The organism is Caballeronia udeis, assembly GCF_044909315.1.
GTDB lineage: Bacteria > Pseudomonadota > Gammaproteobacteria > Burkholderiales > Burkholderiaceae > Caballeronia > Caballeronia udeis_A.
Map to the genome: position 1 here is coordinate 1 of NZ_JBIYEB010000034.1, position 16,960 is coordinate 16,960.

The window sequence follows — 16,960 nt, forward strand, 5'->3', positions numbered from 1 at the left end:
GCAGCAGATGAGCCTCGGCCAGCGCCTCATAGGCGCCGATGTGATAGGCGCCGAGGCCGCCCCCTCCTTGCAAGGCGAGCGCGATGGCAGGTGTCGTGTCAGGTGAAGCCGACCCGTTAGTCGTGGCCATACGGGACCTCCGGTCTCCGATTACGAACGTGTATTCCCTATGATGGCTCATGATACGGCGATTGGCGTCGTCGCGGACGGACGCTGCCCGGGACGCGCAGCCTCACTGCTGCGGTTCCCGCGGTGCATTGCGCCCCGGCCAACAGAAACGTGCACCGAGAGGGCAAGCGCGCCCCGCGGGGATGTGCAGCGCCCCGAGCGCAATCGAAACCCGAGCGTTCCGGCGTGCGCAGCCGGATTCCTGACGCAGACCCGGGAAACACGGCAGCGGCATCCGGGTGCGCCCACAACATTTCCGAACGGTTGCGCGACCGCTGATGCGCGAAACGACCGATCGGTGTCTGATGCAATTTGTATACGCATGTCCCCGCACGGCGAAACAGCGATTGGCACTGACCGCCCCTCAACTGCCTATCAAAAGAGGCTTCGGAAGGTCTCAACCTCGGAATAATGCGGACGGTCGCGAGGGGTGACTACGGTGTTTTCGTCAGCCGCGCTTGTCGGGAGGCTCCCTAACTCCTCGCGCGCGGATCGACCCGGCGCAGAGCTTACGCGCCCCGTACTGTTCGCCAGATGGGCGGCTTGGAATGTTTCGTCCGCAAAAATAAGCTAGGATTTGCAGTAACTGGTCATGTCGCTGCTGTGGGAGCACGATGGCATAACGTTGAGGGCGGTCGCCGAGCGAGTGTTCCTGGACTCCGCCACGCTTACCCCACTTCTTAAACGTCTGGAAGCGGCCGGGCGCGTCAATCGTTCAGGCGAATCCACTGACGAACGTCGGGTGCTGATTACCCGGGACGAAGATGGGAGAGCGCTCAAAGCAGCGGCCGCAATCATTTCGACGACTGCCCTGAGAGCTACCGGCATCAACCGTCAGTCATTTGGACAATTGCGGGCTGATCTGATTCGATTACGCCGTAGCCTTGATATCGCCAGCTGATGTCGCGCACTGAAGGGCAATGTCGTCTGCTTCGAGGGAATGAAGGGTGCAGACTTAACTTGCCGCTCCAACGTTGCCTAATAACGGAGTCACCATGAATACAAAGAGTCCGCCTACCGATTCCCGCCCACGCAGGACTGATCCGAGCGGATCGTCCTCATCGACCCTCACTTATCACCGAGCGGAAGTTAAAGGTGTTGGCGTCTTCTATCGAGAGGCGGGTCCCAAAGACGCACCAACCATCGTGCTTCTTCACGGGTTTCCGTCGTCGTCGCGGATGTTTGATAGCCTCATTCCGCTGCTCGCGACACACTACCGCCTTATCGCACCGGACTATCCTGGCTTCGGCCACAGCGACGCACCGCCGCCTTCGCAGTTCGCCTACACGTTCGATCACCTCGCCGAGACGATCGATGGCCTACTCGAACAGCTTCGCATCGACCGTTTCAGCTTTTATCTGCAGGACTACGGTGGTCCGATCGGATTCCGAATCATGCTGGCACATCCCGAGCGTCTTGAAGCGCTAGTGATCCAGAACGCCAATAGCCACGAGGAAAGTCTCGGGCAAAAGTGGAAGGCCATCAAGGAGTACTGGGCCGATCCTGCCGCGCGTCCAGAAGTGTTCACCGCGTTCACATCGTTCGAAAGTACAAAATATCGTCACGACGGTGAGAGCCCTAACCCCGAACGCTACAGCCCGGACACCTGGACGGACGAGTACGCGTTTCTCAATCGTCCGGGCCAGTCTGAAATCCAGGCCGCGCTGCTTTATGACTACCGTACGAACGTGGCGGCCTATGGAGCTTGGCAAGAATGGATGAGAACGCAACAGCCTCCCGCGCTCATCCTGTGGGGCCGCTACGACAGATCCTTCATTGCGGCCGGAGCTGCTGCCTACCAGCGTGATTTGCCAAATGCGCAAGTCCATCTGCTCGACGCAGGCCACTTTGCACTTGATGAAAAAGTGGATGACATAGCGGCACTGATGAACGAGTTTCTCGACGCGTTCTATCTGCGACAAGCGGATGAATGACCATCGACTCCGGGCATTGATCGGGCACGCCAGCACCGGCGATTAGTTGCTGACTGACTAACCGCGGGGAGTCGGCGCGGATGCCGGCGGCACGCTTGAGGTGCGCGCCGAGCGTCTAATGCAGCACCAGTGAGAACTCAGTTCAGGGGTATCAGGTAGCTGGACTGGTCCCACCAACGTGGGGGCTTGGCTAAAGAAAGGTCTGCACCCAGCAAACAAGTCCACAAATTATCTGGCGCAAGTCCCGTAGAAGACAGCTTGCAGCTTATCAGCAGACGTTCACAGGCCCAACCCGAAAGGCCCTTCTTGGCCGAACGCGGGCCGACGATGTACCGGTGAGGCGTGCCTGCATTGATCGGTCCGCGTCGGGCAGAACTCGACCCTCTCCGGCCGTTGGAGCCAGCGCGACGTGAACGGCGGCTTCCGAGGTCCAGCGGTCATTCGTGCACGCGTGCTGCCCGTCAAGTCATCGGCCGCCGTTCGGGTAACCACGAATTTTATCTCTCGCGAGTGGCGGCTTACGCGACGACCATATGATTTGCTCGCTTTCGACCCATCTCCGACACTCGAGAATCGAAAACTGGATACCGTAGTGCCGCCCCTTTGAGTGACCGCTTACAGGTGTCGGCACTGTCGTTGGCCCAACGCAGTCTGATCTATGACGCGCGCCAAAGCGCGTGACGGAACCCATTGGCCTCCCTGTGCAATGAATCGGGAGGTTGCGTCGACGACCGTCTGGTTGCTGTCATCATCGAACACGGCAAAGACAGGTGCGACGGCCGACTCCACGAGGGCAAATTGCTGCTTTTCGAATCTACTCGGGTCGATGCGGCCTTCGTCATCGAAAGTGAGAATGGAAAACGTGTTCCGAACGACGCGCACCGGGTTTCTGGCCACAAGCTCGACCACGACGCTGGCCATTCGCGCTCGTTGCCCCGCAAAAACGGGCAGACAGTGGCTTGCCGGATCTCGCAGCATCCGGTCGAACTTAGTACTTGACAGCCGCCAGAGGGTATCGTCTCGAGCGATCAGAAACGTTCGGCAAGAAAAACCCATGGTTCTGCCCCTTGCATTAACGGTGATGCTCACCACGCTCGGCAAGATCCCACAACGTGCCTTCCCAGCAGGAGATTCGCCCCTGTACCTTACACCGCGGGCATGACCAGGCTTCGTGTCGTCTCGGTCGATGTCCGGCTCCGCTAGACCTTTCCTCCACGTGAAGCACGTTGCAGTCATCGCGCTCGTGGAGTCGAAGTCATTCGCGGAGGCGATCACGGTTGCGTGGAACCACGCCACGGGCTTGGCCGCGCCCCGCTGAGCGCCACACGCGACCTTCTCGTCCAGAAAGTGTCCTGCGTTAATGAATGCATGACTAAGGTCGGAATGAGGCGAGTAAGGAACGCCTTGACGCGAGGATAGAAGCGCTTGCCTCTTGACGTCTCACTGGATGATCTCGCCGCTCCACCGATCACGGTTGGCCCAGAACGAACACTGCGTGCATTTTTCGCCTTCCGGGTAGTCAATGCCTTCCTCATGCGGGCAGCCGATGATGCGGTCGACGGCCACCACCGATTTGGCACCATGATGATCGATGAATCGAACGATTGCTTCGGTGACTTCTGGATCGATTCTCGCATCGGTTGTTTCGCAGAACCACCGCTCAACAGGGTCCGCGTCAGCACCTTCGTGCGCGACGATGCAAACAGAGACCTTCGTCGCTCTCGTGTCGTCTGGCCCGTAGAAGGCAACCGTTGCCACCGGATAGCCACAGAAGCCTTTGCCACGTTTTTTCGCAAACTTGCCTTGGTACCACTGAGCCTTGAATGTCATGACCCCTCCCTCGCATTCCTTGCCGGGTGACGTAAGCGGCGTCACCGAAATACACAAAGCGTCCCACTTTTCTACGCCTTCACCGTCCGCCCGACAAGCGGGTTCGGGAAGTAATGGCTGCGTGGGCCGAGCAAGGGGCGTTTGAAGCATAGGCGCGAGCGACCGCGATGGAGTGACTCACACCGGTCGGTGATCGGCGGTAGTCCGCCATGAAGGGACGTCCAAAGGAGCAGCGTTGAACGTCCGTAGGTCGGTCCAACGAGACACTCTGCCATTTAGTCGTTTGCAACAAACGCGCCGACTGATTTTCGCCACGCGGGCGGGAGCCGCCATCGGCATCCCATCTCGTATGACTCAGGTTTTGGTACCCTTTCATGGTGGGTCGTGTTTCTTTTGGCAGAATTCGGAGATTCGCGGGGACGGCCTTGAAGGTTGGCCAGCCGGCGGTAGAGCCGGGGCGAACTTCCGTGAGTTAATACGCAGCAATCAGGTTGTCCTACAGCAGATGAAAAGACAGTTCACAAGACATGCCCAACACAGCGGCCGCGCATACCACGGCAGCTTGGCTCACCCCACAATTCGATCGGATCAGGCGCAAACAGAGCTTCGCCCAGTTCGCACCGGGCCGGTGGGTCTGCTGGTTGATTGCGAAGCCGGGTTCCGTGAAAACAGGCGGCTGCAGCGCTTGCTGCGACCGCGCGACGGGGACGGGCATTCTTGACTGCTCCCGACATGTTCTCGCCACACCTGACGCCTGGTGGTCACCTGCTCGCGGTGCCGGAGGATGCCGCGCCACTATCGGCGGATGAAGTACAACTGGGGCTAGGCAGTTCTTTTACGCTTGGCGCGGGGCATGGCCTGCTGCATTTGGGAACGGCGGAAATCGGCCGCATTCTCCCGCCCGCATGGGCCTGGTGGCGTGATTTTGCCGCACGCTACGTCACCGCCTTGTGCACGACCCCCGAAGGCGGCGAGATCGCGGTCGTCACGCCTGCTGCCGAGGATTTCGATGCCCTGATTGCCGATGCGCCGCCGATGACGGGCGGGGAATATCTGACGCCGGATGTGCTGGCCACGCTGTGGGGCGACATTGATGCCGCCTTGCACCAGGAACTGGCTACCGCAAAGGTCTCGCTGCAGGATTTCCTTAAGTTGCGCCACCCGGCCTGGAATCTTGTCGGCCGCGTGCATTTCAACCTCGCTGAGAACCGCAAGGATCCGGAGTCACCGTTCGCCTTCCTTGCGACTTACACCTCGCGCCTGTCGGCCCATGGCAAGGCGCAGCATCAGCCGCTGTCGCAAGCCCTGGCGGAATTTTCGGGGGCCAGGAGCAAGGCGCAGCTCTTGTCGCTGCTGCTGCCAGTGCAGCGCGCCGCGCAAGACTGCGATTGGCTTCGTGAAATGGTGGATACGGGTGAGATATACCATCCGCTGCGCTGGACGCCGCTTGACGCCTACCGCTTTCTCAAAGACCTGCCCAAACTCGAAACCGCCGGCATTGTCGTTCGCACGCCAAGCGTCTGGCAGGCGGGCCGTCCTGCTCGTCCCGTTGTGAAAGCCAGCGTCGGCGCACGACCGCCTTCGCTCTTGGGCAAGGAGGCGTTGCTCGATTTCAGCATGGAGGTGTCCCTCGACGGCGAGCATCTCAGCGCCTCCGAGGTCAGGGATCTGCTCAAAGGCGCCGACGGCTTGCAACTCATCCGTGGTCGCTGGGTCGAGGTGGACCAAAAAAGGCTCGGTCGCCTCCTGAAGCGATTCGAGGCTATGGAAAAGGCGGCGAAAGCCGGTCTGCCCTTTAACGAGGCCCTACGTCTTCTGGCGGGTGCTTCACTCGACGATAGCGGCGACCCCGCTGACCGCGACTGGTCGCAGCTTGTTGCTGGGCCTTGGCTGGCCGACATCCTGCAGGAGTTGCGTCAGCCGGAGGGGTTGGCGCAGATCAGCCCGGGCGCGGAACTCAAGGCGAGCCTGCGGCCCTACCAGCAGGCAGGCGTGCGGTGGTTGTATCTGCTCACCCGGCTCGGCCTGGGCGCTTGCCTGGCGGACGATATGGGCCTGGGCAAGACCATGCAGGTACTCTCCCTGCTGTTGGTGCTGAAGCGCGAAAGCACCGAGGCGCAACCTAGCCTGCTGGTTGCCCCAGCATCGCTTCTGGCCAACTGGGCGGCAGAGGCCGAGCGCTTCGCCCCCGGCTTGCGCCTGCTGATCGCCCATCCGTCGGCCATGCCGGCGGCCGATCTGCGTGCGCTGGACGCCGCGCGGCTTGCAGACATCGATCTCGTCATCACCAGCTTTGGCACGCTTGTTCGCCAGCCGGTACTGGGGACCATCCAATGGCGCGTTGCCGTCGTTGATGAAGCGCAGGCGATCAAGAATCCGAGCGCCAAGCAAACGCGACAGGTCAAGCAGCTCCATGCACAATCGCGCATCGCGCTAACCGGAACCCCCGTGGAAAACCGCCTGTCCGACCTGTGGTCCATTTTCGATTTTACCCACCCCGGTTTGCTGGGCTCGGACAAAGTTTTCGCCAACTTTACCAAGCGGCTAGCGAAGGCCGAGAACTTCGGCCCGTTGCGTACGCTCGTACGGCCCTACATCCTGCGTCGCCTGAAGACCGACAAGCGGGTCATCAATGACCTTCCGGACAAGACCGAACTCAAGGCCTGGTGTCACCTGAGCCCGAGCCAGGCGGCGCTTTACCAGCGGGCGGTGAAGGAGCTGGCCACCGCGCTCGAGGACGCCGAAGGCATTGGCCGCAAGGGTGTGGTGCTGAGCTTTCTGATGCGCTTCAAACAGATATGCAACCATCCCTCGCAATGGCTGGGCGACGTGGCGTGGAAGGCCGAAGACAGCGGCAAGTTCGCCCGCCTGCGCCAACTCGCCGAAGTCATCGCCGCCAAACAGGAAAAGGTTCTGGTCTTCACCCAGTTCCGCGAGACCACTGAGCCGCTGGCGGCATTTCTGGGTTCAGTCTTTGGTCGCGAAGGCCTGGTGCTCCACGGGGGCACCCCCGTGGTCAAGCGCCGCGAACTGGTCAAGCGATTCCAGGAAGATGAGTTGATACCCTTCTTCGTGCTCTCGCTAAAGGCGGGCGGGACGGGATTGAATCTCACCGCCGCGTCCCATGTGATCCACTACGACCGCTGGTGGAATCCGGCCGTGGAAAATCAGGCGACCGACCGTGCGTTTCGTATCGGTCAGCAGAGGAACGTCCTAGTGCATAAGTTTATCTGCCGTGGCACGATTGAGGACCGAATCGACCAGTTGATCGAAGCGAAGCAGCAATTGGTGAAGGATGTGCTGGAGGGCGGTGCAGAACTCCTGCTCACCGAGATGAGCAATCGCGAATTGCTCGATCTTGTGAAGCTCGACATCCATGCCGCTCAAGAAGACTAATCGTCAAGAGGAAGCGCAATGGATTATGGGGGGTGGAAGCCGTACGTCTCGGTCGCCGAGCGCCGGAAAAAGGCCGAACTGGCCGTCGCCAAGGCAAAGAAGGCTGGTGCGATGCTGTCACCAATCACATCGTATCGCGGCGCCATCGCCAAAACCTTCTGGGGCAAGGCCTGGTGTGACAATCTGGAACGCTACAGCGACTATGCCAGCCGCCTGCCGCGCGGTCGCACCTATGTTCGCAACGGTTCCGTGATCGACCTCCAGATTACGGCAGGCGAAGTCCGCGCGCAGGTAATTGGGTCGAGCCTCTACAAGGTCGCCGTGACCGTCGCGGCGTGTCCTGAAAAGCAATGGCGAGCAATCGGAGCCGATTGCTCGGGGTCGATCGATTCGATTGTGGAACTCTTGCAGGGCAAGCTCTCGACAGCCGTCATGGAACGCATCTGCAAACCTGGTATCGGTCTTTTCCCAGCGCCGAAGGAAATCACGTTCAATTGCAGTTGCCCGGACTGGGCATCAATGTGCAAGCACGTTGCTGCCGTGCTCTACGGCGTCGGCGCACGGCTCGACCAACAGCCGGAATTCCTCTTCGCCTTGCGCCGGGTCGATGCCAATGATCTCGTCCGTCAGGTCAATGCCGGCCTTCCTGAATCGAGAAAACGCCCGGCTACCGGCAAGGTGCTTGACGACGCGCTGCTGGCTGACGTGTTTGGCATCGAGATGGCCGAAGCTTACCCACTGGCCAAGCCTGCTGCCGGACGTAACAAGCCATCGGCAGGTAAGGTGACAGCGAAGAAGGCAGCCAAGCCGGCTGTTTCGACAGCCCGGAAGCCACCCGCGAGCGCGAAGACTGCGGCGGACAACAAAGCAGTAACAAAGAAATCGCCAGTCAAGTCATCTGCTGGGCCACGTAAATCAACATCTGGAGACGTCGTTGCCGGTAAAGCAAAGGTGGCGAACTCGCCTGCAACGCCGAACGAGGCTGCAACAAGGAAGCGCGCCAGTGTTCGAGCGGTGAAGGGTAAGTCCCGCTGAACCCCGATTCCATCTCGCATAGCACGCAGGAAGCGAGTGACGTTGAGGAATGAAATTCTTTTCAGCGGGAAACCTCCGGCGTCTGGTGAGGTCTCCGGGTCATCTTGAACGTTAGTGGACGTATCCGGTGCGGGATTTCACAGACAAGATTGAACCTCTTGAGCATTCGAGTTCGACCTTAACGTCGCGTTGAAGATGCCGGATGATTGACGGGATTTTCAATACTTGAACGGCCGCTTCGTGAACGTTGCGAACGGCCGGAATTGCCGACGACCCCGACTGACATCTTCTGCGCACGAAGGTCCGTTGTCTGGGCGGAACCGACGTTCAAATGTCCGCGCGAAGGCATGAGTCAACGTCCGAAGATGGCCGATGAACGAAACCGCTCGCGCGGAACCGACGGAGCGCTCTGCCCCTGATCCGTTCACGGAAGGCGGGAGTCGACCCTTTGCTGACCTTCGCATATAACCAGTGAGGGTCTGCTCAACACCCTTCAGACGCCCATCCGCGCTACCGTGAACCTTTGCCGCCAAGACATTTTCCGTCTTTGGGCGAAGCCAGGCAGAGTGGTGACATCAGTTCCCATTTCGTGGTTACTGATGGCGGCGAGCAACTGTCGAGCGCACTCGTCAATACCTTCCAGAAACATGCACGTACACTGCGATGGACAGCGCAACTAGTGAAGAAAGCAACATAAGACAAAGCGGCGCACAGACCGCGTTGTTCTCCGTCAGCAGTGCGCCAGTTGCCGAGGAAAGTGCAGAACCGCCTGCTATGGTCATCGCACCAATCAAACCGGAAGCACTGCCCGCCAAATCCGGTCGCAGCGAAATTGCGCCCGCATGGGCGCACGGATTTGAGAGGCCATTGCCAATACCAACGAGCATGCATGGACCGAACAGCGCGATTGCGTGCTTGACCCCGGCCAGGAAGAGGGCCAAGGCGATAAGAGGGCCCGCGCACGCTATGACGCGACCGACTATCAAGATCGCGGTGAGCGGATAACGGGTAGCGTACCGGGCGGAGACGAAGCTGCCGAGTACGAATCCGGCCGTGATGGTGCCCATATAAAAACCGAGCTGTGCGGTTGGTAGTTCAAACGCGACCTTTGCGGCCAGTGGTGCACCGGACAGAAAGGCATAGAAGGTACCGGTCGAGAACGCCATGCACAAGGAATAGCCCCAGAAGCGACGCTCGCGAAGAAGCGCCGTATAGGCCAATAGCCGTTGGCGGGAAGTGTCCGACGTCTTCGTGTGAGTTTCTTCCAGATCGAACCAGCATATGACGAGCAGCGTGGTGCCGAGCAGCGCGAGGCTCCAGAAGATCGCGCGCCAGCCAGCAAATCGGTCAAGAGTGCCTCCAAGTGTAGGACCAAGCATTGGCGCAAGCGCGGCTGCCATCACGACATAACCGATCCGGCTCGCTGTTTTCTGCCTGCCAGTCGTATCCCGGATGACAGCCATCGAGAGGGGATAGCAGGATGTGATCGGGGCCTGAAGTGCTCGAAAAACAAGGAACGTCCACGCATTGGTGGAAACTGCGCAGCCGATAGATCCGACAACAAACACCGCGAGACCGGTCAGCAGAAGCGGTCGTCGCCCGAACCTGTCGGATAGCGGCCCCGTCACTAATTCGATACCCGCAGAGATGAGCGCATATCCCGACAACGCTAGAGTTGCGAACGCGTAGTCGGTGTGAAAATCCGCGGCAATATTCGGCAGCGACGGCAGGAATATGCTCAACGGAAGAACTGAGATTGCACACAGCGAGACCAACGTGCAGAGCGCAGGAGGCGATGATGTGGAAGTCATTGACGCTTTGAATGAAGGCAACGTGAGCTGTCCGGCATCGCGTTGCCCGACCTGACGAGCAACGCTGCCGATTCCGGAACGGAGATCAGCGGTCGGCGCCAGTGTTGCAATCGACAGCACTGGGGAAGCTTTCCAGCACGACTATCCAGCCATGGAAGGTTCTGCTAGGGGGAATCTGGCGACAGCACTCAATACGGCCAGAACCGATGCCGTGACAATATTCGGGTGAATTCCCACACCGAAACGTGTACCTGGCAAACCGGACCATGCAGTTTCCACAATGGCCATTGCCGATGCTCCCGCACCGCTGCCAAGGCTGCGCTCCTCATAACTATCTATTCGCAATGGCAAGCCAAGCGCCGCTACGGTTGCAGCAATGGGACCATTCCCCGCACCGCGCAAGGTCTTAACGGAGCCATCAGGCGCCACCAATTCCAGCTCGATGCCTTGTCCTTCGGCCGCGTCGAATAAATGGTGTCGCCGATAGGCGAGACGGGACATTTCTTGATCGTCGGGAAAATAGGTTTTCTCGAAGACAGACCAGAGTTTTTCGCTCGTCAATTCCGTCTCACTGGCCTCCGCAAGCGACTGCACGATGGCACTGAACTCGATCTGCATGCGGCGCGGCATTACCACTCCATGATCCCGCTGGAGAAGAAACGCAATCCCGCCCTTTCCTGACTGGCTATTGACACGCACGATGCTGTCGTAGGTGCGGCCCAGATCATGCGGGTCGATGGGAAGGTAAGGAACCCGCCACAACGCGTGGGGGTTCTGCGTAGCAAAGCCTTTGGCGATGGCGTCCTGATGAGAGCCGGAAAACGCGGTGAAGACCAGATCGCCGACATAGGGATGGCGCGGGTGAATGGGCAATGCCGTGCATTCCTCGGCAATGCGCGCCACGCCGGAAATATCGGAGAAGTCGAGCCCAGGCGCGATGCCCTGCGTGTACAGATTCAGCGCGAGCGTCACGACATCCAGGTTCCCACTGCGTTCGCCATTGCCAAACAGGCAACCCTCGACCCGCTGTGCGCCTGCAAGCAATGCCTGTTCGGCACAGGCCACGCCCGTGCCGCGATCGTTATGCGGGTGTACGGACAGCACGATGTGTTCACGGCGGTCCAGATGGCGATGCATCCATTCGATCTGGTCTGCAAAGACATTGGGAGTGGAGACCTCGACTGTCGTGGGCAAGTTGATGATCATGGATCGTTGTGGTCCCGCATCCCACGCCCGGATCGCTGCGTTGCAGACCGACAGCGAAACGTCCAATTCCGCCATACAGAATGTCTCGGGGGAGTATTGGAGCACCCACTCCGTTTCGGGATGTTGTGCTGTGAGTTTCCTGAGCAAACCAATATGGTGCTCAACCATTTCGATAATCTGCGGCACGCTAAGACCGAACACGATCTCACGCCAAGCTGGCGCGATTGCATTGTAGAAATGCACGGTGACGCGCCGCGCCCCCTGTACGCTGCGCACCGTTTCCTCGATCAGATCATCGCGTAGTTGCGTGATGACCATAGGCGTCACGTCTTTGGGTATCAGGTCGGCATCGATGAGATGGCGCACGATCTCGAAATCGGTCCGCGACGCAGACGGGAATCCAACTTCGATCTCCTTGAACCCGATACGTACCAGCTCATGAAACAGCCGAAGCTTGCGCTCCCTGTTCATCGGTTCAAAGAGCGCCTGGTTTCCGTCGCGCAGGTCAGTGGATAACCAGATCGGCGCCTGGTTCAACGTTCGCGAGGGCCACTGGCGATCCGGCATGTCGACGACCGGGGACGCGCGATACTTTTTGGAAGGCATTGTCAGCATTACGACCTCGAAAAGGGAATCAACGGTGTTCTGATTCCCCTGCTCCAAGGGATCTGACTGAGGTCGGGGTCAGGGGGAATCAGAGTGGATCGTGACGCGGGCGAACGCGTACCGACCCCGACCGGAGGTCAGGCCTAGTAGCAGTCGCGAGGCAGAAGAAGCGGTACGCATGAATAGGTCGAACAGAGCAGTGGCGACGGGTCCACTATAAGGTTGACCCGCTCTGTCCTTCTACATAAAAATGGACATACTTTTTATCCAGACAGACACCATGAATTCGACTCCCGCCGCGACAGAACGCAAGTTGTTCGATCTGGCCGACCTCGAGTCATCTGCATTGGCCGTTGTGGGCGTCGTTGCCCGCTACGAGGCTGGTCAGGTTGTGCCGGAGCACCGGCACCGTCGAGGGCACCTGATCTATGCCGCCGAAGGCATTCTGCGGATCGAAGCCGCAACGGGCCGTTGGTTGGTACCGCCAACGGCGGCAGTCTGGCTGCGGCCCGAGACCCCTCATCGGCTGATGACGCCCGTTACGGTTCAGGCGCAGGGCATCTATATCCGCGAAGACGTCGCAGTAGATCTGCCCTTCGAGGACTGTGTCCTCCATGTTTCGCCGTTGCTCCGGGAATTGATCAACGCCATTGCGCATCTTGAGGACCAACACACACAATCGAGACGCACGACGCTGCTGGGCGATCTACTCGTGGAGGAACTGCGCTCCAAGCCCCGTCTTCCTTTCCATCTGCCCTGGCCTGTCGACCCCGAGATGCAGCAGGTTTGCCAGGCGTTGGCTCACGACCCAAGCGACTCCACCACTGCCGATATGTGGGCTGGCCGACTGGCTATGAGCACGAAGACGTTTTATCGCCGCTTTCAGAGGAGCACCGGCGTGACATTCGGAAAGTGGCGTCAGCAGATGCGCTTGATGTCTTCGCTGGCGATGCTGCTACAGGGAACGCCGATCACCCGGGTCGCTTTAAGTAGCGGCTATGAAAGCCACAGTGCATATGCCACATCGTTCAGGAAGCAGTTTGGATGCTCGCCCTCGGCCTTCGTCGCTGCAAGTGAAACGGAACTGTAGTTCCCGCCAGGGAAATTGATTGCCGGGTTTGGCGCCGAAGCGTCTACTGCGCAGCGTATTACGGACACTCGAGGACTCGTCTTGAAGGTCGCTTCATGGCCGGTTGCCGAAGATCGCAGTACGAGGTCCCCGCATCCCCGGGGACCTCGGCCCGAACTTCCGGACCCGACCCTCAGGGGTCTGTCAAATTTCTACGAACCGGTCATTCGTTCGTTGTGGCGTGCAATAGGCTACTGTCCCATCGCGAGAACGAACCGAAGCAACAAATGGCAAAATCCTACGCCAATCGCAGATCCCACTACGCATCGAGTACATGTTGCGTGGAACGCTCGACGTGCCCCGCATGATGCGCAATGCCGAGCCGACGCCACAACGCCGCACGCAGCGGACGCATGACAATGCGCCTGTCGGGTAATGACGTAGTGGCCTCATGAGGCAACAGCGCCGTGCCATAACCTGCCGCTACCAGACTCTTGATCGCATCGTTGTATTGAGCTGAGTGCGCGGCGCGGGATGGTGCCCTCCGGTCGCAAACCACTCCACAGTCAGACACGAGAGGCGCGTGGTCGCATCATTAAGAATGAGAGGTTGAGCGGCGAACCATTCAGGCGTAATGCGAGCCGGACACCGCCAATGCACCGGCACAGGGTGCGCAAGCGGTCCGGGCTGATCTCTCGCGTGTCGGCGTCCAGATTCAGAAAAACTGAATGTCCAGGTTATAAAATTCAACTTTCGCTATTCTAGTGGTGCGCGGAAGATGGCAGGCTCGTTCTACTTGCTATTACCCAGTTACCGGAGTATTCCGCGCATGAGCTCTCCCCTTGTTTTCATCGACGGCGACCAGGGCACCACCGGGTTGCAAATTCACGAACGGCTTCGCGACCGGACCGATCTGAAACTGGTCACGCTTCCCCCGGCGGAACGCAAGGATTCCAGGCGTCGCGCCGAAGCCATCAACGCCTGCGACATCGCCATCCTCTGCCTGCCCGATGCCGCCGCGCGCCAGGCAGTGGACGCCATTGTCAATCCTGCCGTCAGAGTAGTCGACGCAAGTTCCGCCCATCGCACACGGCCGGACTGGACATACGGCTTTCCGGAAATGACTCTGGGACAGGCTGAGCGCATTGCGAACGCGCGTCGGGTCACCAATCCAGGTTGCTATCCGACCGGTGCAATTGGCTTGCTGCGGCCCCTGCTGCAGGCCGGGCTCATACCAGGCAACTACCCGGTCAGCATTTACGCGGTGTCTGGTTACTCCGGACGCGGGCGTGTCGGCGTCGAAGAACACGAGGGGCCGGGTGCTGTCAACGCACCGTCGTATCAGGTATATGGTCTGGAGCTTGCGCACAAGCACGCCCCGGAGATCCAGCAGCACGCCGGACTCGCGCAGCGTCCGATCTTCGTCCCTGCGTATGGTGCGTTCCGCCAGGGCATCGTGCTGACGGTGCCCTTGGATGTGCGGCTGCTGGCACCCTACGTAGACGGCGCCACGTTACATGCGTGCCTCGCGCGCCACTATGCCGAGGCGGCCCACGTACATGTCTTGCCGCTACACGAATCGTGCGTCTTAAAGCGGCTGGATCCGCAAGTACTGAACGGTACGGACGATATGCGCTTAAGTGTGTTTCCTAACATGGAACACGGGCACGTTCTGCTATCCGCGGTTTTCGATAATCTCGGCAAAGGCGCAGCCGGCGCTGCGGTTCAGAACCTGAACCTGATGCTCGCGCAGTAATGGTGGCCGATGGCTTACGCTAATGTTCGGCTGCACCTATATGCCAATGATTGTTGGCAATCTGGTTGTGGCCCTCGAATGTCTCAAACTGGCCGAGCCTGTGTGAAAACGCATTGATCGCCTAAACTGAATCAACGCACTGAGATTGGGTGACTCATGAAGCGATTCGTTGAAGGCGATGACCGCAAGCAGGTCGCACTACTTCCCGAATGTGTTGATGACTACATCGAACAGGACAATCCAGTCAAGGTCATAGATGCCTTCGTCGACGAGTTGGACCTTGCGGAACTTGGTTTCAACGGTACCACGCCGGCGCTCACGGGCCGCCCGTCCTATCATCCGGGCGTGATGCTCGAGATCTATATCTACGGGTATCTGAACCGTGTGCCCTCCAGCCGGCGTCTTGAGCGCGAATGCCAACGCAACGTCGAACTGATGTGGCTGACAGGACGTCTGGCACCAGACTTCAAGACGATCGCTGACTTTCGCCGCGACAACGGCCCGGCCATTCGCAATGTATGCCATCGTTTCGTTGAACTGTGTCGCGGACTGAAGCTACTATCCAGCGACATGGTGGCCATCGATGGCAGCAAGTTCAAGGCTGTGAACAGCCGTGACAGGAACTACACGGCCGGCAAGATCGACAAGCGTCAGCAGCAGATTGAGGAAAGCGTTCAGCGATATCTCGACATGATTGAAACCGCGGATCGGACCAGTCCGAAAGGTTTCGATGTGAAGACTGTGCGTCTGTACGAGAAGATCGCCCGCTTGCGCCAGCGGATGCGTGAGCTCGAACAAATCAAAAGGCAGTTGAAGAAGCAACCGGACGGACAGTTATCGCTTACGGATCCGGACTCCCGTTCCATGACCAGTGGTGGCAAAAGAACCGGAACGGTTGGCTACAACGTTCAGGCCGCCGTGGACACGAAGCATCATCTGATCGTCGAACACGACGTGACGAATGTCGGAAGCGATCAAGGCCAACTCAGCAGGATAGCTTTGTCGGCGAAGAACGCGATGGGCAAGCCGAAGCTGAAGGTGCTGGCTGACCGGGGCTACTTCAGCGGTCCAGATATCCGCGCGTGCGAACTGGCCGGGATCAAAGCGTATGTCCCGAAACCACTTACCTCGGCATCAAGGAAGAAAGGGCTCTTTACCAAGCGCGATTTCGTCTACGTTGCAAGGAACGATGAGTATCAATGCCCCGCAGGCGAGCGCGCAATTCATCGATTCACGACAGTTGAGCATGACATGAATCTGCGGGTGTACTGGCCCAGTGCCTGCCCGCATTGCCATCTCAAGGAGCGATGTTCGCCCAGCGCCTATCGACGCATCCGACGCTGGGAGCACGAACATATACTGGAAGCCATGCAGCGTCGGCTCGACCGGAAGCCTGATGCAATGACCATCCGCAGAAGTACTGTCGAGCATGTATTCGGTACGCTCAAGCAATGGATGGGTGCCACACACTTTCTGACCCGGACGCTCGGACGGGTGAGCACCGAAATGAGTCTTCAGGTATTGGCCTACAACCTGTAGCGTGTCATGAATATACTTGGGGTTGCCAGGACGATGAAGGCCATGAAGATGGATGGAAGCTGAGGCCCTGAGGGGCTTTTTTGCGCCCCAGACGTTACGTTAACGCGACTCGACCTACCAAACTCGATTGGTCAGGCTGCCGCCGCTCGCATCCACCGATAAAAAACAGTTTCCACACGCTCTCGGCCGCACGCAGCCTTTCGAACCGGCGCAACGCGGGCCGCTCTCACACTCCGGCAAATCCAACGAATTCGCGTCACAAATCCGGTGAGTCCAGTTTATTCGGTTCCGCGTCATCTGGCGCGTGACCGAATTTGTTGCCAAGTCCTTGATTTTTGATGACGCTCAGTCCAACGAATTCCGTATCCCTGCAGTTTCCTGACGGCACCCCAGGGTTGGATTTGTAGCGGTGCACTTCGGCGCTGATGCGTGAACTGGCGAGAACAGCGTTATTTCGCATGCGAAACGGGGGCGATCATGGCTGCGCAAAAGAAAAACCGAGTGGCAGCGGCGTTTGAATATTGTCGACCATCATGGCCGGGATCATCTGTCAGGAGCCGGTTGACTTGGTGGCATGGCTCGCGCCGAAGAGGCTCAACTTCAACTTCGA

At 59.1% G+C, this 16,960-nt stretch carries 10 protein-coding genes and 2 pseudogenes; 7 read left to right on the top strand and 5 right to left on the bottom strand.

From position 1 onward, the window contains the following. Window positions 1-760: 760 nt before the first annotated feature. Both ABH944_RS36845 and ABH944_RS36850 read left to right on the top strand, forming a co-directional pair. Window positions 761-1,069: a MarR family transcriptional regulator gene (locus ABH944_RS36845; RefSeq protein ID WP_404614351.1), complete on the top strand. Its 309-nt coding sequence runs from the start codon at window positions 761-763 to the stop codon at window positions 1,067-1,069. A 94-nt stretch (window positions 1,070-1,163) separates the two neighbouring features. Beyond that, window positions 1,164-2,102 (top strand): alpha/beta fold hydrolase, encoded by a 939-nt coding sequence (locus ABH944_RS36850; RefSeq protein WP_404614353.1) that lies wholly within the window; start codon window positions 1,164-1,166, stop codon window positions 2,100-2,102. 615 nt (window positions 2,103-2,717) lie between these two features. Here ABH944_RS36850 and ABH944_RS36855 read toward each other — a convergent pair. Both ABH944_RS36855 and ABH944_RS36860 read right to left on the bottom strand, forming a co-directional pair. Continuing rightward, the gene (locus ABH944_RS36855; protein WP_062086657.1) at window positions 2,718-3,023 is read right to left on the bottom strand and encodes a hypothetical protein; all 306 of its coding nucleotides are present in this window, start codon (window positions 3,021-3,023) and stop codon (window positions 2,718-2,720) included. A 519-nt stretch (window positions 3,024-3,542) separates the two neighbouring features. After that, window positions 3,543-3,932 carry a hypothetical protein gene (locus ABH944_RS36860; protein ID WP_062086659.1) on the bottom strand — a complete coding sequence of 130 codons (390 nt, stop codon included), beginning with the start codon at window positions 3,930-3,932 and terminating at the stop codon, window positions 3,543-3,545. A 732-nt stretch (window positions 3,933-4,664) separates the two neighbouring features. On the opposite strand from ABH944_RS36860, the gene ABH944_RS36865 reads away from it, so the two are divergent. Both ABH944_RS36865 and ABH944_RS36870 read left to right on the top strand, forming a co-directional pair. Next, window positions 4,665-7,328, top strand: a complete 2,664-nt coding sequence (locus ABH944_RS36865) for a DEAD/DEAH box helicase (RefSeq protein ID WP_062086663.1) — start codon at window positions 4,665-4,667, stop codon at window positions 7,326-7,328. Window positions 7,329-7,346: 18 nt separating this feature from the next. Then, window positions 7,347-8,363, top strand: a complete 1,017-nt coding sequence (locus ABH944_RS36870; RefSeq protein ID WP_404614356.1) for a hypothetical protein — start codon at window positions 7,347-7,349, stop codon at window positions 8,361-8,363. A 629-nt stretch (window positions 8,364-8,992) separates the two neighbouring features. Here the strand turns inward: ABH944_RS36870 and ABH944_RS36875 are convergent. Together ABH944_RS36875 and ABH944_RS36880 are read right to left on the bottom strand one after the other, a co-directional pair. Further along, entirely contained in the window at window positions 8,993-10,174 is a 1,182-nt protein-coding gene (locus ABH944_RS36875) for a multidrug effflux MFS transporter (RefSeq protein ID WP_404614413.1), read from the bottom strand. Window positions 10,175-10,315: 141 nt separating this feature from the next. Next, entirely contained in the window at window positions 10,316-11,995 is a 1,680-nt protein-coding gene (locus ABH944_RS36880) for a 2-isopropylmalate synthase (protein ID WP_404614357.1), read from the bottom strand. 271 nt (window positions 11,996-12,266) lie between these two features. On the opposite strand from ABH944_RS36880, the gene ABH944_RS36885 reads away from it, so the two are divergent. Then, window positions 12,267-13,076: an AraC family transcriptional regulator gene (locus ABH944_RS36885; RefSeq protein WP_404614359.1), complete on the top strand. Its 810-nt coding sequence runs from the start codon at window positions 12,267-12,269 to the stop codon at window positions 13,074-13,076. A gap of 298 nt (window positions 13,077-13,374) precedes the next feature. Here ABH944_RS36885 and ABH944_RS36890 read toward each other — a convergent pair. Continuing rightward, a pseudogene (locus ABH944_RS36890) lies at window positions 13,375-13,721 on the bottom strand (LysR family transcriptional regulator substrate-binding protein); the annotation flags it as partial. Between the two features lie 163 nt (window positions 13,722-13,884). Here ABH944_RS36890 and argC point away from each other — a divergent pair. Together argC and ABH944_RS36900 are read left to right on the top strand one after the other, a co-directional pair. Next, window positions 13,885-14,811 carry an N-acetyl-gamma-glutamyl-phosphate reductase gene (gene argC / locus ABH944_RS36895; protein ID WP_404614361.1) on the top strand — a complete coding sequence of 309 codons (927 nt, stop codon included), beginning with the start codon at window positions 13,885-13,887 and terminating at the stop codon, window positions 14,809-14,811. Window positions 14,812-14,967: 156 nt separating this feature from the next. Continuing rightward, a pseudogene (locus ABH944_RS36900) lies at window positions 14,968-16,347 on the top strand (IS1182 family transposase); the annotation flags it as partial. Between the last annotated feature and the right edge of the window lie 613 nt (window positions 16,348-16,960).